Here is a 20,947-nt window from a genome sequence, read left to right on the forward strand (position 1 = left end):
CAGTGAAAGGACGAAAATGATGAATATTAAAGATATTGCAAAATTAGCTGGCGTTTCCGCTTCAACTGTATCCAAAATTATAAATAATAAAGATCAAACTATTAGTAAAGAAACCCGTGAGCGTGTCTTAAAAATCGTTCGAGATTACAACTACACACCTTACTCAGCAAATCTCGTCACAAATAGTACTACAAAAACCTTCGTGTTATTATTAAATAGCCATGAAACTTTTGAGGCTTGGGTTACGAGCTTTATTGATAAAGCTCAAGAAAATGGCTATAGCTGCTTAATTTTAAATAGTCACGGTAGTTTAGAACAAGAACTGAAAAATATTACCTCGCCAACTTTAAAACAAGCCAGTGGCATTATTTGGGACCCAATCAATGAAAACAGTAAACAATACGCGAAATTTATAGAAGAATTAACGATTCCTTACTATTTCGTCAATCACTCAACTAACGAATTACCTTCTCTAGCGGGTCTTTATGAAGAAGCTAGTTATGTTTTAACCCAAGAATTATTACAGAATAACCATAAAAAAATTAGTTATTTCGTCACTAACCCAAAATATAAAGAAGCAATTATTGCAGGCTATAAAAAAGCCTTGTTTGATGTCAATTTACCCTTTAGTAAAGAAAATATTTTAACTACTATCCCTGCTGATTTCAGTAATCAGCTTATCACAGATGGGATTACGGGTATCCTTACTGATGACTATACCCAGGCTGTTTTTTTGGAACAGCTTTTAAAGCAGAGCGGTTTGCGAACCCCCGATAATTACTCTTTACTCGCAATTAAGCGAAAAATTGATCGTTCATTTTTACCTGATCATATTTCTTCCGTCTTATTAGACACAGAGACGTTTGGCAGCCAGTTAGCCTTATTATTGCTTAACAAACGCAAAGAAAAAACAGCCTTGATTAATGAGGCTGAAAAATTGGTGCTAGATCACAAAAATACATTAGGCATGTCTAGTGTTAATCCACATAGCAAAATGATTGTAGTGGGTAGTTTAAACGTTGATAATTATCTGTATTCAACAAATTTACCACATAACGGCAAAACAAATTTTTTGTCTAGCTATGCTAAATTCCCCGGCGGAAAAGGATTAAATCAAGCTGTTGGCTTAACCAAACTGGGCCATCAGGCCACCTTAATTGGTTGTTTAGGCTCAGACACAGATGCGAATTACTTATATAAAGAATTAGAAAAATACCACGTTACGACAGATGGTATCACACGTATTCAAGATACTGAGACTGGTCAAGCTTATATTTATGTTGAGACAAGCGGCGACTCCATGATTTCAATCTTACCTGGTGCAAACACAGCGCTTACGCCTAAAAAAATCGCACAGCAAAAACACCTATTTATGGATGCCAGTTTTTGTCTCATTCAAACAGAAATTCCTTTGTCTGCTGTAGAGAAAGCTTGTGAAATCGCCCAACATTCAGGCGTACCGATTATTTTAAAACCAGCTGCTATTCATCATATTCCAGTGAATATACTAGAAAAGGTTGATTTTTTCATTCCCAATGAAGATGAATTATTGGAACTTCAACCAGATACTGGTACATTAGAAGAGAAAGCGGCGTACTTCTTAGAAATGGGCGTAAAAAATGTCATTGTTACTTTAGGAAAAAAAGGCGTGTTATTAAAAACACCCCAAGTGTGCCACTATTTCCCTGCAACAGAAAATATAGCTGTGGATAGTACTGGTGCCAGTGACAGCTTTATCAGCGCGCTCGCCTCCTATCTTTCGAAAGGTTATCCGACTGAAGCAGCCATTCAAATAGCAATTCAGGCTGCAGGATTTTCAGTTTCTAAAGAAGGGGTGATTGATTCTTTAGTTGATCACGTCACTTTGGAAAATTATTTGATAAAAAAAGAACCCGCTCTTTTTGCTCATCGTAACACCTGTGTCGACTGACACAGGTGTTTTCCTGCTGAATATCTTGTTATTTTCTCATAAACCAATGAGAATTGTTCTTTTTTATTACAATTTATTAGGCGAACTATTATAATAAAAGAGAAGTTATTACTAAGGAGTGAGTCTCATCAAAACACAAGATGCCATAAAAACATTTTTACTTTCAAAGAAAACACAAAAAAAATTGGCTGTCTTTTTATACTTAGCAAAACAAACAAACCTTGATTTATCTAGTGTTGCCCGAAAATTCGATCTTTCTACTAAAAATTTATCAATTTATCTTCGTGAAATTCAAGAAGACTTAGCAACCCTTCCTGAAAATACCTTAGAGATTCAGATCCATCACGGAAAAATTTCATTACATACGACTTCCAATGATTTTCTTTCCCACTATTTTTTATTATTTAATTATTACTGTGTCCATTCTACTGACTTCATTCTTTTTCAAGCAATTATCAAAAAAGAAAACAATTCTGTCTGGAAAGTGAGTCAAGAAACTAATTTTAGCTCATCTTACATTTACAAACGGTTAAATAACATTAATAAACTATTTGGTTTGTATGGAATTTCCGTCCATTTTTCCCCCTCCGCGAGTAAAGTGATTACAGGTTCTGAATTTCAAGTCCTATATGCTTTTCTTGATGTCTACTGGACCATCTTTTTAAATACCTTAGCCTTACCACGTTATACCTCTACTTATTTTGAAGATATACTGACGCAACATATTAAACCAGAAATTCTTGAACGCTTGGAACACGCTTCTCTACTAAAATTAAATTTACTTTTACACATCGCAAAATATCGCTTTCCATATACTTGTGAAGATGATCTCCAAAAAGAATTTGAAGAACATCCTTATTTAAGGCTTTTCTCAGACTCAAAACAAACTATTTTTTGTTCCCAATCAAATTTTTCAGAAGATCAACAGCGGGTTGTAGATATCATTGCACCCATTGCCATTGATAATTTTGATTCAGCAAAACGAGCCAAAGATTTACTGGCTGCTCTAAATGAAATTTCTTGCCCAGAATATTTCTACGTTGATTCTTTATTAACCAATTTTTGCGAAGTTTTTCAAATTCCAAAAATGCGTGAATTTGATCGTCATTACTTCTTACTTATTTTATTTAAAAATATTATCTATAACCAATTATTTATTTCACAGCAACCAAATACCGCAATTCTAGATTTTTTAGTCAATAAAAATAGTACTTATCAAAAAGATTTACAGAAAGAAATCTATGCTTTTTATCAAAACTTTTCAGCGCATTCCCCTTATCAGTTAAGATTTAAGGATCAGGAGAACCCAATTTGGACATGTGAATTGTTGTTACGAATTTATAAGCACTATAGTCCCCGCAAAAAAATTAAAATTGGTGTTGCATATTCTCGCGATTTTTACATTGCTAGCTTTATTATGATGAAAATCAAGCAAGCATTTAGTGAGGATATTATTTTTGAACGAACCGATTTTTCTAGTTGTGATATTGTGATTACTGACTATCCCTTATTTGATTTACCAAAAGAAATTGACCGAATTTACATTTTAGAAGAAGAATTAACCCGAGAAGATTGGGAACTAATTTTCAGTAAAATAAGTATCGCCATTTTTGATTTGCAATATTAAAACAAACAAGCGCTAACTTGTCTCACCAACCATAATGAAAACAAGCGACCTACAAACCACTTCTGCCAGTTTTAGTCTGACAGAAAATAGTTTGTAGGTCGCTTGTATATTACTGTTCTTTTCTATGTTACCTTCAAAGACAATCTAGTAACGTACTTCAGTCCTTAAAGTGCTACGGTTCCACCGCTGATCAGTTTTTAAGCCTGAGACGAAGATCCAAAGTGTTTTTTGTCTCAGGCTCTTACATTTTTTCAACAAAGGTATTGCTAGGCGCTACTTGAAGCTGAAAACTAGTTTCTCTATCGAGATTCCTCATCAGTAGACTCAAATTTAAAACTTTTTTCTATAAAAGCGACTTCTTTTGCGTATGTTTTTACAAAAGAAGAATAGTCTTTGGGATCTTTGACCTTTTCCAATTGGTCAACAGAGACTTCTAATTCAAATCCTGTCCCATCTTTAAAGAGATAATATTTTGAGATGTCTGTATATCCTTGATTCCGTTTTAAAATATAGCCGGTTTGTACATCAGCAATTTTATCAATTGGATATGCTTTGATAAACTCTTTACTTGTATCCAAATAATCAGAAAGACTGTTGACAAGATTGCCAGAAAGGTACATACCTGCCGATGTATAATAGTCTCTTTTTTCATAAAAACTGATATTGCCTAGATATTTTGTATCTGGATACTCCTCTGTAGAAGGTAAAATTAAAAAGTTCTTTCCGCCACTGGTTTCAATATCGGCATCGCCGATAATTTCTATTTGGTAGCCTTGATTAAATAAAAGTTTATTTTGTTCTATTGTGACTTTTAGTGGTTTTTCTAAATCAACAGGTCCAGTTGTGGTAAGTCCAGCTTCTTTTAAAGGATAAACATCTTCTGATGAAGCGGAGTAATCCCAATAATCATCTTTCTCCGCAAGATCAATATATACTATAAAGCCAATTGCTACAGCAATGCCTATCCAAATAATTTTTTTGTTCTTTTTTTGTTTTTTCTTTTTTTTCGTCTGTGGTTTTACCACTTTTTTATTTGGGTTAGGAAGTTGCTTTACTGTGTCTGTTCTTGTGACAGGAAAAAACGACCATTTTGGCTTTTGAAAAAGCGCATCATATGTATCATAAAAATTCTTTTGTTTAGCCATTTTTTCTCTCCACTAATTTTTTTGATAAGGCAATTTCCTCAGATGCTTCGGAGACTAATCTTTCATAATCATCTGTGATACTTTCCGACAACACTCGTATGGTACTTAAGATACCATTGGTTGCAAGTGTTATTTCTTCTGTTGACAATTTATCTTCTTTAATGCTTAAAAACCGTTCTGATGCTCGTAAAATCTCTGGTACCTTATGATATAAAAAATCACTAAAATGAGTAATTGCTTCAGGATACTTCACTAAGTGTTTAAAGATGCCCTTAGCGGAAGCAACACCCAGTTCTACTTGTTCAATTTTTTTTAAATTTCGTGACTTATTCGTTAGTTCGTTTAAATAAATAATTTGTTTTTTTAATTCGTCCATAATTCTTTGGTACATCTCTAGGTCACTGTCCGTTAGATGGTGCGTCGTTTGATATTTTTTTAGATTTTTTTTATAACGGAAATACGTACGACCATTTCTATAAATAACCCAACCGATGTACCCAGCGCCCACTAACAAAACCATTATCCCATTCAAATCATGTACTCCTTTTTAAATTAGTATATATTACTGAACACATTGTCCAGCTTAAAATTGACAAATAAGTATGAAATGTTACTCCCCCACTTACTTGTGCACTTTTATTGTATCATATAGGAAAATTGTTCTGTTCCGCATTTAGACAAATTGTCTAAATGTCTAAGGAAATCTTTTTTGGTTTAATATGTAGCAAAAAAACACTTGCAAGAATTGATTACTTCTCACAAGCGTTTTTTATTGTCTAAAACAACTATTTACATTTCATTTTATTAAATAGTGAATAAATAAATTACTGCAGCTAATGAAGCACCTAAGATAGGTCCCACAATTGGCACCCAAGAATAAGCCCAATCGGAATCACCTTTTGTTTTCACAGGAATAATTTGATGCGCTAAACGAGGTCCTAAATCACGTGCAGGGTTAATTGCATAACCTGTAGGTCCGCCTAATGATAGACCTAGTCCTAAGACCAAAATCCCAACAAGCATTGGGTTAATGCCAGCCGCTAAGTCGTTTTGAGAAAAGGCTAGTAAGCCAAAAACCAAGACAAATGTGCCGATAATTTCTGTTAAAACATTGGCTGGATAGTTACGGACAGCTGGACCAGTGGCGAAGGTTCCTAAAATAGCACCTTTGTCTTCTGTAATGTTCCAATGGGGTAAATAAGCTAACCAGACAACTAAACCACCAATAAAACCGCCTAGGACTTGAGCTACGATATAAGGTAAAACCATGCCCCATTCAAAGTTTCCAGTAATTGCCATCGCAACTGTTACAGCAGGATTTAAATGCGCTGGACTCATATACCCAGACATGTAAACAGCTAATGTAACAGCAGCGCCCCAACCTAAAGCAATAACGACCCAACCAGAAGCAAAGGCTTTGCTTTTCTTCAAGTTAACTGCGGCACAGACGCCATCCCCTAGTAAAACTAAAATCATCGTTCCGAAAAATTCACCGAATAATTGTGTCATCATCGAAGTTCCCATTTTTTCTTCACCCTACTTTCAAATTTTTTAAATCTGATTCTTCAATTACTTTTTCTAATGTTTCAATGTGTCGTGCTCTTTCTTCCGCTGTCCACTGATAATGCTGTGCCATTTCTTCAATGACTCCCGCTTTCACTTGGTCCAAACGATCACGCATAAACAATAAGTGGTTGGTCCGTCGCAATAAAAAGTCGACGGGTGTTAAAGCCATTTCTTCTTCCATCGCATAGTTTAAAGAGACAGTTTCTGTTAAGGTTAAACCAGGAATTACTTTGGCATCATCAATCATTTCAAAAACAGTTGGTACGTTGGAGCCATATAAATGAGCTAAGTATAGTGCATCCTTTTCACTTAACCCTTTAGACACGCCATGTTTTGCCAACGCTTCTAATTCTTCGTCTACCGTTGCAGGGTTCAATTTTCCGCCTGAAACTGGATAGTTTTTAGAATCAATTAAGGTGAATTCTTTCTGGTATTCTTCTGCTAAGATGGTTTGAATCATTTTCATCGCACCTTCTGCCATTTTACGATAATCTGTTAATTTCCCACCAGCCAAAGTGAGCAAGCCATCCGCTGATCTTTCCAATGAGCTGCCTCGAGAGACAGCTGAAGGATTGACTTTATTTTCCACCAAACTGTCTTCCAGATGGTTTAGGACTTCTTCAATTTCTCGTTTATCTGTTTGGTTTTTTTGGTATCTGTCAACGACATCAATGACTTCATCAATACTTTTATCTGAAAGTTTGCCATTGTTTCCCCCGTTATAATCTGAGCCACCGTTAGCAGAAATTAAAGGTCGCAAGCCAGCCCAGCTGGCTTCAATATCATCAATTGTCAATTGTACCTCTGGATAACGATTATTGACTACTTCCAATAGGTAATCCACATCACTTTGTTCTACTGTTGGATGTTGAAAGTCTCCATGGTAATCTGTATCCGTCGTCCCAAAATATGTTTTTTCTTCTCTTGGAACAACGAAGACCATGCGGCCATCTTGTTTACCTGTATCAAAATACGTTGGTTGAGGAACATTTAAACGGCTTTTGTCGACAACTAAATGAACCCCTTTAGTTGGACGCATTTGTGGTGTAAATGAATCATTTTTGTCTAAGCCTCTTAATTTATCTGACCAAGGACCAGTAGTATTAATCACAACATCTGCGTGAATCTCAAACTGTTCGTCAGTTAGTAGGTCCTTTGCTTGAATACCAGTAATTTTCCCTTCATCATTGTATAAAAAGCCCACCGCTTGAACCCGACTCACAGCATGTGCCCCGTCAGCTACTGCTTGTTTAATATTTTCAATAACTAAACGAGCATCATTATTTCGGTAATCTAAATAAACACCGCCACCTTGTAGACCTTCACTTTTTAGTTGTGGCTCACGTGCCAAAACCTCGTCTTTTGTTAACAAATAGTTGGCGTACTTGGTACCTGTTACATCAGCTAACTGATCATATAAATCCATTGCTATTTTGACAGAAAATAGATTAAATGTTGCATTTGGCTCATCATAAATTGGCAATAACATGGGATCCGCTTTAGGGATGTGTGGCGCAATGGATTGAACGACGGCTCGTTCTTTCACTGTATCTGCTACCACCTCCACGTCAAACGTTTTCAAATAGCGGATACCACCATGAACTAATTTGGTTGATCGTGAAGAGGTGCCCTCTGCGAAATCCTGCATTTCAATTAACCCTGTCTTCATTTTAGCGGCACTGGCTTGCAGGGCAACGCCTGCGCCAGTAATGCCACCACCAATAATTAAGACATCTAAGTGTTGTGTTTTTAAAGCGTCGATTGATTGTCGGCGTGTTTCTATTGAGAAAGTCATAGAAAATTCCCCTTTTCCATTTACTTATTTTTACGTTTGAATTGTTGGGTAGCTGCTACTGCTTGTTGCCAACCTTCATATAAATCTTCTCGTTCTTCTTCCGCCATAATTGGTTCAAATTGTTGTCCTTCTTCTTGGAATGCTTTGATTTCTTCTAAGTCTTTCCAGAAGCCAACCGCTAAGCCCGCCAAGAAAGCTGCGCCTAAGGCCGTTGTTTCTAAGTTATGGGCTCTTTGAACAGCAGTGTTTAAAATATCTGCTTGGAATTGCATCAAGAAATCATTGTTTGCTGCTCCACCGTCTACTTTTAAGACGGGAATATCTATGCCTGTATCTTCTTTCATCGTGTCAATAATGTCACGAACTTGATACGCAACTGCTTGAAGTGTCGCTTTGACAAAATCTTCTCTCGTGGTACCGCGTGTTAATCCAAAGACAGCCCCACGCGCTTGTGAATCCCAATATGGTGCGCCCAAACCAGTGAATGCCGGAACCACATAAACTTCATTGTGCCCTGTTGACGCTTTGGCTACTGCTTCAGATTCAGCAGCCGTTTGCAACATTTTTAAGCCATCTCGTAACCATTGAATCGCTGAACCAGCCACGAAGATACTTCCTTCCAAGGCATAATATACTTTGCCGTTAATGCCATAGCCAATAGTGGTAAGCAGATTATTTTTAGAAAGTTGAGGTTCTTCGCCAGTGTTCATGACAATAAATGAGCCTGTTCCATAGGTATTTTTAACCATCCCAGGTTCAAAGGCCATTTGACCAAATAAAGCGGCTTGTTGGTCACCAGCCATCCCAGCGATAGGAACTTCACTTCCGTAAAAATGGTAATTTTTTGTTAATCCATACACTTCAGAGTTCGAAACGACTTTCGGTAACATCACTCGTGGGATATTTAAAAGATCCAAAATTTCTTGATCCCAATCTAAATCATGGATATTAAACAACATCGTCCGGCTTGCATTTGAATAATCAGTGACATGAGTATCTCCCGTTAATTTCCAAACGAGCCAAGTGTCAATTGTTCCAAACATCAATTCTCCATTTTCTGCACGTTCTTGCGCACCTTCTACGTGATCTAAGATCCAACGAACCTTCGTTGCTGAGAAATAAGCATCAATGATTAACCCAGTTTTTTCATGAATCATTTCGCTGTAGCCATCTTCTTTTAGTTGATCAGCAATAGGTGTCGTTTGGCGTGATTGCCAAACAATTGCGTTATAAATGGGTAACCCAGTTGCTTTGTCCCAAACAACGGTTGTTTCCCGTTGGTTTGTAATCCCAATTCCGGCAATATCCGTTGGTTTCACTCCTGACTCAATTAGAGAACCTGCAATAACGGATTGAACAGAATTCCAAATTTCATTGGCATTATGTTCCACCCAGCCTGCATTAGGAAAATATTGAGTAAATTCCTTTTGTGAACTACCAATTTTGTTTCCTTTTTTATCAAAAATAATTGCACGAGAACTAGTCGTTCCTTGATCAATCGCCATAATGTATTTTTCTTCTGCCATGATAATTCCTCCTAAACGTTTTTGAAATCGTTTTCTTTATGTTCCTATCTTACAAACAAAAGAATAACTAAACATGTCAAAAACTTTTTTTATTTTAAAAAAATTGAAAGGATTTCTACTAAAACCAACAAAGACAACGCTTTCAATAATACTTTTATTATCTCTAATTTTTCAATAAAAAGAAACATTTTTGTTTAAAAAAGCCTAATTTTCGACTTTTAATTGTAAAAAGGCTGGTGCGAGGATCAGACAATTTCCGTCACACCAACCTTTTGTTTATTTCTCCCGCAAGGTGCGTATTTTCTTTTTTAATTGTTGCACATCATAGGTCGAACTTAATTCTGACAAAACATAGACTTCCGGTGTTCCTTGATAGCTCGTTTGCTGATAATTGGTCACAATTAAATCATATGTTTGTTCAGGCTGATACCTCTCCACCAGCGTGCCATTCATATTTTTAAGACTAAGCATTAATACTTGTGTTAACGCCGCTTGATAAAGAGCATCCATTGCTAAGTGAATTCCAATTTTTATTTCACCAATCATTTTAAATTCAATTAATGCCAACACGCTTAAATATTTGACCAGAGAAAGTTCATGCAAACTATCTCCTGGTTGATACGTTTCATCAAAACAAGCTAAAGCTTTTTCTAATAACGTTGTTGAAAAAGAAGCTAATTCCCGACTAGATAATTGCTGTTCTTTTTCCCAGATATGGGCCCGATCAAAAACTTCCAATTCTCCTTTAAAAAAATACAGTTTTCCATGAATTTGTGAAAAATAGTAAGCCATGGTTTTCTCAAGAATAGGTTCAAATTTATGGGGCCGATAATACAAGACCACATTTTCCAAGATAAACGTATCAGCTAAAGAAACAGCGGAACGACGTCCCCGAATTAAGGAATATTCATCAAAAGCTGATTCTGGTAAGACCGACATTGTGATTAGAAAAACAAAATGAATCATGCTTTCTCCTTCATCTAATTCTAATGAATAACGACTAGAAAAACGGAAAAACAATTGTCGAACTTGCTTAAATAACGGATCTTCTTTAAAATCAATCATTTTCTTTCTCAATTGTTGATATTTTTTTGAAGTGACCGCTAGGCGCTTTTTCGTAATACTCAACCAAAGGCTAACTTTTAACGCATTATGTTCATTAAAAGTAAAACCTAAGCCAGTCTCAATCCCTTCAATTATCCGTTTATTTAACGGCGACATCGTTTTTTTCTGGTGTATTTCATAGGGAGTAATATACCAATACAACTGAAAGTAAAAGTAACGAATCTGCAATTCTTCTCCCTGTAGTTGTCCATTTTTTATTTGCAAATCAAAGGCGGCTAACAATTGATTGAGTTCCTTAATCTTTCGAAATAAAGAAGACTCACTAATCATAAATTTAGTCGTTAATTGAACAATAGAAAACTCTTTATTACGATATAAATAATCTAAAAGTTGAAATTTAAGAGACTCTTTTACAAATGCTTCAATTAAATGATTCAACGAAAAAAAATCCGATAAGGTGATTGATAGCTGTTGGCCATCATAAGTAAGCTGACAATCCTGTCCAAAAGGTTTCAAAAAATAATGTAAATCCTCTAAGTCTTTTTCAAAAGAGGCTTTTGTGACCGCTAAAAACGCTGTTAAATCAGAGACTGAGCAGGTGCCGCCTGCTAAGATGGTTTGTTGTACCGTTAATAATTGTCGCATCGCTTTCTTTTCCAATAACGTCTCAACTTTCATCGTTCTCTCTCCAATAAGCCGAAGCACCCATCAAATTTGTAATATCATAAATATTGGTTAAGGCAGGTTGATAAAAATAATCTTTTTGTAATAGGTCTGTCAGTGTCTGAGCTGTTTGGATACTTAATGCTAACGTATTTATTTTTTCTAAACAGTTATTTTTTGAACAAAGCTGTGCACCAAGGACCCGTTGCGTCACTTTATCATAGATTAATTTGCCTAAAATTTCTGTCCCATGTTGTAGAGGCGGCGCTGGCTGTCTAACAATTACGGAAGCAAGTGTTTGCGGAAAAAATAAACCTTCCGTTTCGGTTAGACCTGTACTAGCAAGGTAATAGTCCCCCACTTTTGTTCCCATTGTTCGCAAAGAGCCAATGAATCGGTGTGTTTTTTCTTCTAAATTGTTGGCGACTACTAAGCCAGTTCGTACCGCATTGTTTACTAACGGAGCATAAAAAGTTTCCGCGACTGGTTCATTCATAACTGAAATGCAATCTCCGATGGCAAAAACATTCGGCACTGAAGTTTGTAAATAAGCATCCACCGCGATTGTCTGATCCAGATTTCGTTGAATTTTTTTATCTAAATAGGCTAATTGAGGATGTAAGTTTAAAGCAAAAATCCCACTGTCACAAGAAATTTCCTGCTCGCTTGTTTCAAGAACAATACCATTTGCTGTTTCTTCAATTCCTAGGACCGTTTCTTCAAAATGGAAAATTACTGCTTGTTTTTCCAAAGATTTTTGAACTTCTGCAACCATTTCTTTATCAAAATATTTAGGCAATAGATTTTCCAAGCTTTCAAAGACATGGACCGTTTTCTTCATTTTCACAAGAAAATCAATAGCTTCCATTCCAATGGGTCCTGCACCAATGACGGCTACTGTCTGGCTCTTTTCCAGTAATGGAACAGCCGCTAAAGCACCTGATAAAAATTTATATTTGAGTAGTTTTTCTGTTTGACTACCACGAATTTGCGTGGAAAACTGGCTCGCGCCTGTCGCTAAAATCAATTTATCATAAGAATACCACTGTTGCTCTTCCTTTTGTGCCCAAGCAATCAATTGGTTCTCAACATCCATTGCCACGACTTCTCTATTTAAAAGCAACTGAATCTTTTGACGACGTAATTCCTCTTCCGTTATGTAACGTGCTTCGTGTAATTCATTGATGGTATGATTAAAATACGCACTTAAGCCACCAGATAAATACCCCACTGTTGCTTGTTTATCAATTAAAGAAATTTCTGCTTGGGGATATTTTTTCCTTGAAGCAATTGCTGCGGAAATACCTGCGAATGATGCACCAATAATCACAATTTTCATTTGTTTCCTCCTCTGTCAGGACCTACTATACTTCTCTCAGTTTATCATGATTAAAAAGAATGCTAAAGCAACAACTATAGTTTTCACTTAAAATAATTATTTTTGCTGAGCGCATTGCTTTTCAAGCACTTTCATTTTCATTTATAATAAATGTTACTACTGTTTGAGGAGGAGTTTTCATGTCTGCAACAAAAGAGCAATTGGAACTATTTTTATTTTATTTATCTGAAACCCATACAAAAAGTTTATCTTTACATGACTTAGTTACAAGTCGACCACGCCCAGAAGAAGCGCGTATTTTATTAAATATTAACGAGGTTTTCACTTACTACCATAGCGCTCGTGTTCTCTACACAAGTGTTCCTGCTCTTGAAAACAACAAGTCTGAGCCTTTTTTCCAAGCCTTCGAAAATTTTTATTTTGAATTAAAACAACATTTTTTCAATGAAGAAGATGAAACCCATCAATTGAATGAACGTCTAGAGGAAATGAAAATTGCCTTTGAACAATTGACGGATGACTACAATGTTCTATAATAGAAGAGAACAATTCGTTGAGAAGGGGTCCTTATGAAGCAAGAAGAAGTGATTGAACGTTTAAAAGAAGAACTAAATTTGCCATTTTTTAATGGTACGCTAGAAGAAAAGAACTATTCTGAAGCAGATTATCAACAAATCAAGAAAGAGTTAATTCAATACTTTGATGATTATGTGCGAAATGTTGAAAATTAACAAGCTAAAACAACCTTTGATTTTAATAAAATCAAAGGTTGTTTTATTATTAAATAAAAAAATAACAAAAAAACCACCGGCAGTTTTGCCGATGGAAAAGGAGTATTTACTCAATAAGAGTAAAATGAAAAATAAAAAGGTTGTTGTTGGTATGAATTAATAATACAATACACTTTCTCTTTTGTCCATAAAAAAGACATGAAAAAAATATTAAATTCGTTAGTTATTTTTATTAGTTTTTTATTTTTTCAAAAGAATGTTGCTCATTCGCGTAATGGCAAAGGTTAATTCATCCGTTGCTTGGTCTTGCTTTTCTTCTGAAGCGTTAAATAATTCTGCATCAATACCTGTTTCTGGATCTGTTGCTAAAATCATTTCATTGCATCCTGCTACATATTCTGTATAAGCATGTTGAAATTTTTTGTGAATGCCAAGTACTTGTGGTGTTGGTTTTAATGTTCCGACTTTTTTGAGCATTAATTCATATTTTTCAGTACCTTCTTTAAATTTTGCTTGAATTTCTGCAATTCGTTCGGCTGTTAAATCATTCACTTTATTCTTATCGATCGCTTGACGAACTTCTTCGTAATATGGATTCATGACTTCGCCAATATCTTCTGTTGTTTTAACGATATCATTAATTGTTTGAACGTAAAATCCTAAATTTGGTCTCATAACCATCCCTCTTTTCCCTTTTCTCTTTCACTCCATTTTACACTTTTTCTATTCCATCTGACAAGTGGCACTTTTTCAGTCTTTATTCTTTTGATTTTTAACAGAGAAAACATAGTGAGGCATCGTTTTGCCACGATATGTTTTAATGTATCGATCCCTAACAAGCATCTGGTTTCGAATAGCGACATTCATAGAGGCTAAGTTCGTATCACGAATCGTTGAAATAACTTCTGGAAAATTTAATACATCGAATGCGTACTGTTTTGTCGCTGCGGCAGCTTCAATCGCATACCCTTTGTGCCATTCTTTCCCACATAAATGATAACCAATTTCTGGATAGCTCTTGCCTTTTACTAATTGATTGGTGAGACCACACTCGCCGATAACTTCGCCTGTTCGTTTCTTCTCTAACGCCCATAAGCCGTAGCCGTATTCTTGATAGGACTGTAAGTTCCACTTTAGCCAGTTTGCAACCTCTTCATCAGAAAAAGCGTGTTCATAGGCATACATCACATTTTCATCTTGCAAAAATTTTTTCAATTCCACTTCATCTTCCGACTGCCATTCTCTGACAATAAGTCGTTGTGTTTCGAAAATAATTTTCCGTTTCAAGCCCTTTCACTCCTTACATAAAGAAAAATTGACTGGTTTAAGTACCAGCCAATTTTCTTTTCTTATTTATTAAGCACCTTTACCTGCTTTACGTTGGAAGAACTTCACAATTTCCACAATTGGGATGATAGCAAAAGAAGTACCTGCTACAATTGCCCATTGATATGCATCTAAATGTGTGACGCTGAATAAATCATTAAATCCTGGAATAACAATCGTTGCAGCTAATAGCAAGAACGAAACAAGAATCCCATAGTTAAATGATTTGTTGCGGAATAAGCCAACTTTGAAAATTGATTGATAAATCGACTTCACATTAAAGGCATGGAACAATTGAATTAATCCCAAAGTAGCGAAGGCCATGGTTAAAGCATCGCCGTGTTGTAAATCATACAACGCTTGCGCCGATAAGTTTGTGTTAGCTGCGGTATGTGCTGGGAACATAATTGACATTTTATACACAATCAAAGTCAATGCCCCTTGCGTAATCCCTTGATAAACAACACTGCTTAAAACGCCGCCAGAGAAGAAGTTCGATTTTTTACCACGAGGTTCATGGCTCATCACATCACGTTCTGCTGGTTCCACACCTAACGCAATCGCTGGGAAAGTATCCGTTACTAAGTTAATCCACAATAAGTGAACAGGTAACAAGGTATCCCAATTGAGCATTGTTGCAATAAACAAGGTTAATACTTCCCCTAAGTTAGCTGAAAGTAAATATTGAATCGTTTTTTGGATATTTGAAAAGACTTTACGCCCTTCTTCTACTGCCACAATAATTGTTGAAAAGTTATCATCGGCAAGGACCATATCTGAAGCACCTTTTGATACTTCTGTTCCGGTAATTCCCATACCAATCCCGATGTCAGCAGCTTTTAAGGCTGGAGCATCATTTACGCCATCACCAGTCATCGCAACCACTTTTCCTTCTTGTTGCCACGCTTTAACAATCCGAACCTTGTGTTCTGGTGAAACACGAGCATAGACAGAGTAGTGTCCCACGACTTGTGCGAATTTTTCATCTGACAATTCATTTAATTCAGCGCCTGTAATGACGGCATCGTCGTCACCTTCTTTGATGATGCCTAAACGTGCCGCAATTGCTTCTGCTGTATCACGGTGGTCACCCGTAATCATAATTGGACGAATACCCGCTTCTTTCGCGACTTTTACAGCATCTGCAGCTTCTTTTCTTTCTGGGTCAATCATACCGACTAAACCAGCAAATGTTAAATCTTTTTCCACAAGTTCAGAACTCATTTCGGCTGGAATCGTCTCAACATATTTATAAGCCATTCCTAAAACACGTAAGGCTTGTTTCGCTAATGAGGTGTTGGTTTTCAAAATTTCTTGACGTTTTGTTTCATCTAATGGACTTGTTTCTCCATTTGATAAGATTTCCGTACAACGTTTCAATAATTCATCTGGTGCACCTTTGACAGAAACTAGGAAGCCACCTGTTTTTAATTCATGAACAGTAGTCATTAATTTACGATCAGAGTCAAAAGGAATCTCTGCCACACGAGGTTCAGCTGCTACTTTTTCGGTTACGTTAAACGCATGATCTAAACCAAATTGTACTAAGGCAGTTTCTGTTGGGTCACCAATTAATGAACCATCTTGAGCGATTTTTGTATCATTCGTAAAGTTCATGATTTTTAAAGCCATATTATCAGCAGGGATTTCTGTGGAAGCAGATAACACTTGACCATCTGTATACAACGCTTCAACGGTCATTTGATTTAAGGTTAACGTACCTGTTTTATCTGAACAGATAATATCTGTACTTCCTAATGTTTCAACGGCTGGTAACTTACGGACAATCGCATTTTTCTTGGCCATTTTTTGAGTCCCTAAAGCCAAAATAATTGTGACAATCGCTGGTAATCCTTCTGGAATTGCCGCTACAGCTAACGAAATTGACGTTAATAACATGTCAATCCATGAACGACCATTCATCATTCCTACCACAAACATCACCGCTGCAATGACTAAAATGGCAATTGTTAACATTTTACCCAATTGGTTTAAGTTTTGTTTTAAAGGCGTTTCCGTTTCTTGTTCGCTTGCTAGCATGCCAGCAATTTTACCGACTTCTGTATTCATTCCTGTGCCAACCACAACGCCAAGACCACGTCCATACGTCACATTACTATTGGAATAAGCCATATTGATTCGGTCACCGATACCAATATCGGTTCCCTCTAAGATGGTTACTTCTTTTTCAACTGGAACAGATTCACCGGTTAACGCTGCTTCTTCAATTTTTAAGCTATTCGCTTCCAATAAACGTAAATCAGCTGGAACGACATCACCTGCTTCTAATAAAACAATGTCGCCTGGTACTAATTCATCACTTTTAACAGTAATGACATGTCCATCACGGCGAACATTCGCATTTGGTGAAGACATTTCTTTTAATGCTTCAATGGCTTGTTCCGCTTTGGCTTCTTGAATGACCCCAAAGATGGCGTTCAAGATAACAACCACTAAGATGATAATCGAGTCTACCACATCATGGGAAAAGACGGCTGAAATGACCGCTGCCGCTAATAAAACAATAATCATAAAATCTTTGAATTGCTCAAAGAATTTCACGGCAAGTGATTTTTTCTTCCCTTCATCTAGCACATTTTCCCCGTACGTTTCTAAACGCTTTTGAGCCTCCTGTGCACTTAATCCATCAGTTGTTGTGTTCATTTTCTCCAAAACAACTGTGTCGTCTTGTGCGTAAAACGCTTCAGACAATTGTGTTTTCTTTTCTTCTGACATGTTCTTCCTCCTCTATTTTTTGCAGCATCCTTCAAGTACTATTTTACATTTCATCAAAAATAAATGAAAAAAAATAGACTTGTGTATGCTACTTCGTCGAACATACATAAGTCTCACCGTTTAAGACAACACCAGAAATTGCTTTCGGAGTTGGTGATGTTGTCACAGCATAAATACTGTCAGTTACTCCCTCATGAAAAAACTATTTAACATTGATTGGAGAACCAATGTTATGAATAATTACTTAATTAGTATACCGTTTTCCACTCTTTTTTTCAAATAAAAGTTCTGCTCATTTGAAAAAAACTGAAATCCTTTCATTCGGATTCCAGTTTCTTGATTTGTATTCGTAAAATACGCTGTTGTCCCCGCTTTCTCGACCAACTAATAACCCAAGAAAGTAAGAAAAGACTAATCACGGTTCCTTCACGAACAAAAATCGGCAAATGATAACTAATGGACAATCCTAGTGCCAAACTGACACAAAAAATATCAACTAAATAACGATAAAACTGAAAACTATAGCGCGTTCTTTCAGAAATAAGTGTACAAAATTTTTCAATAGGAAATTGCAAAACACCTAGCGCAACTACCTGTCCTGTCCCGATTCCTGCTATGATTGTCCCTAAAATAAATAGAACAATTTTAACCAAATAATTTTGAAAAACAAGCGAACCAAATAATTGATATAAGAAAAAATTAATGACAAAACCAAAGCCAATTAACGCCACCAAAATAATCAAATAGTCCTGAATTTTACGCTGCTGATCTAACAACCAACACGTGCCTAAAAAAGCTAAATTGATAGCTGTGGTAACAGTTCCGACTTTTAAATGAGTAAGTGTTGCAAAGGTCACATTAAATGCATTAAAACTACTAACTCCAATGCCTGCTTGAATTGTCAAACTGATGCCCAATGCACTAATTAAATAAAAAAGAAACGATAGCACAATTTTTTTCTTCCACATTATAAAAACTCCTCTACTCTTGATACGTCTATTATGTGCTACAATAGAAGAAACAAATAGGAGATATCTCCTATTATAAGGAGAAAAAATGCTTAAAACAGCCTACCAACAATCACCGAAACAAGAATTAGCTAAAAATACGCCTTTTTTTAATGAAATTGATTTAAAACACAGTTTTATTATCGATTTTGAAAATCAAGAATTCATTCATCACCAAGCAGAGCCATTAAATTATCTTTTTTATTTAATCAAAGGAAAAGCGAAAATTTTAAAAACAGAACGCAATGGCCGCCAATCCATTGTTCAGTTTTTAACGACAGGTGATTTAATTGGCGATTTAACATTAGTTCAAGCGGAAACGATAACCAAGGACGTTATCGCCTTAGGTGAAACCTGTTGTTTGGCTATTCCTTTAGCTTATGCAGAAACTGTTTTAAAAAACAAGGTACTTTTTATGCAGCAACTCAGCCATTATCTAGGGAAAAAAATGCTCCAACGAGTGGACCACTTTACAACGAATCAGACCTATGAACTAAGTTATCGGTTAGCGGAATTGCTATTGGTTGCCGCTAATCACGAAGATGTTTATAAAGAAAAACATACTGAGATTGCCGAATACTTAGGGGTTAGTTATCGCCATCTTATTTATACTTTCAAACAATTTCGAGAGCGCGGCTTTATTCAAAAACAAGGAACTGCTTATCACATCAACCGCTTAGCGTTACATTCTTTTGTACAAAAAAAGAAGAGTTAAAGTGGTGGATTGTTGACAAATAGTGCGCTTCCAGCTACCCTATTCTTATTAATAAGAAAGAAGGGACAGCAATGGAGCAAGCATCATTTACTGTATCTAGTTGGCAAGAACAACCGATTGACAATCTTAATGAAAATTTCCCAGTGAATCAAGCGAGCGCTACTTATCAATTGTCAGGCGCCTTATCTGGGACAGCTTCTGTGGAATACTTAATGACTTATCAAGGCTCTTCAATGGCTGATGGGCTTGAAGCTGTGGCTCAAGTGGTCGGTTTCCTACATTTCGAAGGAACTTATTTAGGAAAAAAAGGCACCTTTACTGCTTGCGAAAAAGGGACGTTTACACAAGGTCTTTTAGACTGTCCTGGTGAACTATTTCAAGCATCAGGTGAGCTTGCCGGTTTATCTGGTCGCTACACTTATGAATTTAGTCAAGAAGAAGCGCTTCTTCATTTAGACTTTGTATAATAAAAAATTTTAAGGAAAGTTGGTGACATTATTTTACTTATTTTAAATTTGGCGGTTGTAAAAGACAATGGGTGTTTTTGATTAGATTAAACTTTTAAGGAGAAAAATCATGAAAAACACCCGAAACACCGTCCCATCATTACTAATTATTATTTTGCTTGTGGGATTTCCACAAATCAGCGAGTCGATTTTCACACCTATTTTGCCAGCGCTTAGTTCTGCTTTTAACATTCACGATAGCGTGGCACAATTAACCATGAGTATTTATTTTGTTGCCTTTGCCGTTGGCGTTTTATTCTGGGGAATTCTATCCGATACGATTGGACGTCGCCCAGCTATGTTATTAGGAATTTTATGCTATTTAATTGGAAATATTGGCCTTTTTTTGAGTCCGACATTTCCTTGGCTGTTATTCTTCCGTTTAATTCAAGCATTTGGTGCAAGCGTTGGTTCTGTCATTACCCAATCAATGATGCGGGAAAGCTTTAACGATCTTCAAAGAGGGAAAATTTTTGCTCAAACAAGCGCTGCCCTATCGCTATCTCCTGCCATCGGACCCTTAGTCGGCGGACTTGTTCAAACCTATTTTGGCTATCAGCATGTCTTTAGCACCTTAATTGTCATGGCTGTTCTATTACTTTTCTATAGTTTTTATCGTTTACCAGAAACCTTTCACTTAGGAAATACCTTAACGAAAGCGCCTTTTTGGTCCGTGGCGAAACGCCTTTCCTTCGACTCGAAAGTTTGGTGCTACGGCTTATTGATTGGGGGCATTAATGGTTTATTGTTTAGCTACTATGCAGAAGCTCCGTTTATTTTCATCAATCACTTTGGCTTTAGCAGTGTCCAATATGGCTTTCTTGGTTTAGTTTTAGCTGTGTCTAGTATTCTTGCTGCGGTTCTTATCAATTGGTTGCTAGGATATTGGTCAGCGGAAAAAATTGCCTTTGCTGGTTTGCTGCTAAGTATCTTTGCGGCTTGCTGTTTATTAATAATGACACAATTTGAATCAATCATTGGTCTTATTTTGTTTATTTTTCTCTTTTTCTTAGGGATTAATATTACTTTGCCCAATGCCTTAAGTATGGCCTTAAAAGGCTATGAATCTGTAATTGGTACTGCCAGTGGGATTTTTAGTTTTGTCTATTACTTGTTTGTTAGTTTCTTTACCTATTTGATTAGTTACTTTCACAATGGCACCATTTGGGTCTTACCGCTTTACTTTTTAAGTTTTGCCTGCCTGTTAGCTTTCAGCTATTATGTCATTGTTTATCGTAAAACTTTAAAATAAAAATCAAAAAACACACGA

At 36.2% G+C, this 20,947-nt stretch carries 18 protein-coding genes; 7 read left to right on the forward strand and 11 right to left on the reverse strand.

The window, feature by feature from the left end; all coding sequences use genetic code 11:
• Nucleotides 1-16 precede the first annotated feature (16 nt).
• Together IGL90_RS07925 and IGL90_RS07930 are read left to right on the forward strand one after the other, a co-directional pair.
• Nucleotides 17-1,930 carry a PfkB family carbohydrate kinase gene (locus IGL90_RS07925; protein ID WP_010822941.1) on the forward strand — a complete coding sequence of 638 codons (1,914 nt, stop codon included), beginning with the start codon at nucleotides 17-19 and terminating at the stop codon, nucleotides 1,928-1,930.
• A gap of 118 nt (nucleotides 1,931-2,048) precedes the next feature.
• Nucleotides 2,049-3,557, forward strand: coding sequence for a helix-turn-helix domain-containing protein (locus IGL90_RS07930; protein ID WP_002357145.1), 1,509 nt, complete (start codon nucleotides 2,049-2,051; stop codon nucleotides 3,555-3,557).
• Between the two features lie 299 nt (nucleotides 3,558-3,856).
• Here IGL90_RS07930 and IGL90_RS07935 read toward each other — a convergent pair whose 3' ends face one another.
• From IGL90_RS07935 to IGL90_RS07965, 7 genes are all read right to left on the reverse strand, one after another.
• Nucleotides 3,857-4,702: a hypothetical protein gene (locus IGL90_RS07935; RefSeq protein WP_002365799.1), complete on the reverse strand. Its 846-nt coding sequence runs from the start codon at nucleotides 4,700-4,702 to the stop codon at nucleotides 3,857-3,859.
• Complete coding sequence (locus IGL90_RS07940) at nucleotides 4,695-5,222, reverse strand: 5-bromo-4-chloroindolyl phosphate hydrolysis family protein (protein WP_048737323.1); 528 nt, start codon at nucleotides 5,220-5,222, stop codon at nucleotides 4,695-4,697. Before IGL90_RS07940 ends, IGL90_RS07935 begins: the two co-directional genes overlap by 8 nt.
• A gap of 284 nt (nucleotides 5,223-5,506) precedes the next feature.
• Nucleotides 5,507-6,226: an MIP/aquaporin family protein gene (locus IGL90_RS07945; RefSeq protein WP_002357140.1), complete on the reverse strand. Its 720-nt coding sequence runs from the start codon at nucleotides 6,224-6,226 to the stop codon at nucleotides 5,507-5,509.
• A gap of 7 nt (nucleotides 6,227-6,233) precedes the next feature.
• A complete protein-coding gene (gene glpO / locus IGL90_RS07950; protein ID WP_002379559.1) occupies nucleotides 6,234-8,063 on the reverse strand; it encodes a type 1 glycerol-3-phosphate oxidase in 1,830 nt (609 codons plus the stop codon).
• A 20-nt stretch (nucleotides 8,064-8,083) separates the two neighbouring features.
• Nucleotides 8,084-9,589: a glycerol kinase GlpK gene (gene glpK / locus IGL90_RS07955; protein WP_002357138.1), complete on the reverse strand. Its 1,506-nt coding sequence runs from the start codon at nucleotides 9,587-9,589 to the stop codon at nucleotides 8,084-8,086.
• Nucleotides 9,590-9,865: 276 nt separating this feature from the next.
• On the reverse strand, nucleotides 9,866-11,332 hold the full coding sequence (locus tag IGL90_RS07960; protein WP_048737310.1) for a helix-turn-helix domain-containing protein: 1,467 nt from the start codon (nucleotides 11,330-11,332) through the stop codon (nucleotides 9,866-9,868).
• A complete protein-coding gene (locus IGL90_RS07965; protein WP_048737313.1) occupies nucleotides 11,322-12,656 on the reverse strand; it encodes an FAD-dependent oxidoreductase in 1,335 nt (444 codons plus the stop codon). Before IGL90_RS07965 ends, IGL90_RS07960 begins: the two co-directional genes overlap by 11 nt.
• Nucleotides 12,657-12,835: 179 nt before the next feature.
• On the opposite strand from IGL90_RS07965, the gene IGL90_RS07970 reads away from it, so the two are divergent.
• Together IGL90_RS07970 and IGL90_RS07975 are read left to right on the forward strand one after the other, a co-directional pair.
• The gene (locus IGL90_RS07970; protein WP_002365807.1) at nucleotides 12,836-13,192 is read left to right on the forward strand and encodes a hypothetical protein; all 357 of its coding nucleotides are present in this window, start codon (nucleotides 12,836-12,838) and stop codon (nucleotides 13,190-13,192) included.
• A gap of 33 nt (nucleotides 13,193-13,225) precedes the next feature.
• Nucleotides 13,226-13,387 carry a hypothetical protein gene (locus IGL90_RS07975; protein WP_002357133.1) on the forward strand — a complete coding sequence of 54 codons (162 nt, stop codon included), beginning with the start codon at nucleotides 13,226-13,228 and terminating at the stop codon, nucleotides 13,385-13,387.
• A 240-nt stretch (nucleotides 13,388-13,627) separates the two neighbouring features.
• On the opposite strand, the gene IGL90_RS07980 is transcribed toward IGL90_RS07975, so the two are convergent.
• From IGL90_RS07980 to IGL90_RS07995, 4 genes are all read right to left on the reverse strand, one after another.
• Entirely contained in the window at nucleotides 13,628-14,068 is a 441-nt protein-coding gene (locus tag IGL90_RS07980) for a hypothetical protein (protein ID WP_002384384.1), read from the reverse strand.
• 69 nt (nucleotides 14,069-14,137) lie between these two features.
• Nucleotides 14,138-14,674, reverse strand: a complete 537-nt coding sequence (locus IGL90_RS07985; protein ID WP_002370982.1) for a GNAT family N-acetyltransferase — start codon at nucleotides 14,672-14,674, stop codon at nucleotides 14,138-14,140.
• A 69-nt stretch (nucleotides 14,675-14,743) separates the two neighbouring features.
• A complete protein-coding gene (locus IGL90_RS07990; RefSeq protein ID WP_002377094.1) occupies nucleotides 14,744-17,449 on the reverse strand; it encodes a cation-translocating P-type ATPase in 2,706 nt (901 codons plus the stop codon).
• 317 nt (nucleotides 17,450-17,766) lie between these two features.
• Nucleotides 17,767-18,417: a YczE/YyaS/YitT family protein gene (locus IGL90_RS07995; RefSeq protein ID WP_002364152.1), complete on the reverse strand. Its 651-nt coding sequence runs from the start codon at nucleotides 18,415-18,417 to the stop codon at nucleotides 17,767-17,769.
• A gap of 88 nt (nucleotides 18,418-18,505) precedes the next feature.
• On the opposite strand from IGL90_RS07995, the gene IGL90_RS08000 reads away from it, so the two are divergent.
• The 3 genes from IGL90_RS08000 (at nucleotide 18,506) to IGL90_RS08010 (ending at nucleotide 20,929) form a co-directional block, all read left to right on the forward strand.
• Nucleotides 18,506-19,171, forward strand: a complete 666-nt coding sequence (locus IGL90_RS08000) for a cyclic nucleotide-binding domain-containing protein (RefSeq protein ID WP_048737317.1) — start codon at nucleotides 18,506-18,508, stop codon at nucleotides 19,169-19,171.
• 71 nt (nucleotides 19,172-19,242) lie between these two features.
• Nucleotides 19,243-19,638, forward strand: coding sequence for a DUF3224 domain-containing protein (locus IGL90_RS08005; RefSeq protein ID WP_002362038.1), 396 nt, complete (start codon nucleotides 19,243-19,245; stop codon nucleotides 19,636-19,638).
• A gap of 109 nt (nucleotides 19,639-19,747) precedes the next feature.
• The gene (locus tag IGL90_RS08010) at nucleotides 19,748-20,929 is read left to right on the forward strand and encodes a multidrug effflux MFS transporter (RefSeq protein ID WP_002362039.1); all 1,182 of its coding nucleotides are present in this window, start codon (nucleotides 19,748-19,750) and stop codon (nucleotides 20,927-20,929) included.
• Nucleotides 20,930-20,947 lie beyond the last annotated feature (18 nt).

It is taken from the genome of Enterococcus sp. DIV1307a (assembly GCF_050537425.1).
Lineage (GTDB): Bacteria > Bacillota > Bacilli > Lactobacillales > Enterococcaceae > Enterococcus > Enterococcus faecalis.

What these genes read in the sequence shown, in the direction of transcription:
- IGL90_RS07925 (WP_010822941.1), top strand. Translation starts at nt 17, where the DNA reads ATGATGAATATTAAAGATATTGCAAAATTAGCTGGCGTTTCCGCTTCA.
- IGL90_RS07935 (WP_002365799.1), bottom strand. Translation starts at nt 4,702, where the DNA reads ATGGCTAAACAAAAGAATTTTTATGATACATATGATGCGCTTTTTCAA.
- IGL90_RS07940 (WP_048737323.1), bottom strand. Translation starts at nt 5,222, where the DNA reads ATGGTTTTGTTAGTGGGCGCTGGGTACATCGGTTGGGTTATTTATAGA.
- IGL90_RS07945 (WP_002357140.1), bottom strand. Translation starts at nt 6,226, where the DNA reads ATGGGAACTTCGATGATGACACAATTATTCGGTGAATTTTTCGGAACG.
- glpO (WP_002379559.1), bottom strand. Translation starts at nt 8,063, where the DNA reads ATGACTTTCTCAATAGAAACACGCCGACAATCAATCGACGCTTTAAAA.
- glpK (WP_002357138.1), bottom strand. Translation starts at nt 9,589, where the DNA reads ATGGCAGAAGAAAAATACATTATGGCGATTGATCAAGGAACGACTAGT.
- IGL90_RS07960 (WP_048737310.1), bottom strand. Translation starts at nt 11,332, where the DNA reads ATGAAAGTTGAGACGTTATTGGAAAAGAAAGCGATGCGACAATTATTA.
- IGL90_RS07965 (WP_048737313.1), bottom strand. Translation starts at nt 12,656, where the DNA reads ATGAAAATTGTGATTATTGGTGCATCATTCGCAGGTATTTCCGCAGCA.
- IGL90_RS07970 (WP_002365807.1), top strand. Translation starts at nt 12,836, where the DNA reads ATGTCTGCAACAAAAGAGCAATTGGAACTATTTTTATTTTATTTATCT.
- IGL90_RS07975 (WP_002357133.1), top strand. Translation starts at nt 13,226, where the DNA reads ATGAAGCAAGAAGAAGTGATTGAACGTTTAAAAGAAGAACTAAATTTG.
- IGL90_RS07980 (WP_002384384.1), bottom strand. Translation starts at nt 14,068, where the DNA reads ATGGTTATGAGACCAAATTTAGGATTTTACGTTCAAACAATTAATGAT.
- IGL90_RS07990 (WP_002377094.1), bottom strand. Translation starts at nt 17,449, where the DNA reads ATGTCAGAAGAAAAGAAAACACAATTGTCTGAAGCGTTTTACGCACAA.
- IGL90_RS07995 (WP_002364152.1), bottom strand. Translation starts at nt 18,417, where the DNA reads ATGTGGAAGAAAAAAATTGTGCTATCGTTTCTTTTTTATTTAATTAGT.
- IGL90_RS08000 (WP_048737317.1), top strand. Translation starts at nt 18,506, where the DNA reads ATGCTTAAAACAGCCTACCAACAATCACCGAAACAAGAATTAGCTAAA.
- IGL90_RS08005 (WP_002362038.1), top strand. Translation starts at nt 19,243, where the DNA reads ATGGAGCAAGCATCATTTACTGTATCTAGTTGGCAAGAACAACCGATT.
- IGL90_RS08010 (WP_002362039.1), top strand. Translation starts at nt 19,748, where the DNA reads ATGAAAAACACCCGAAACACCGTCCCATCATTACTAATTATTATTTTG.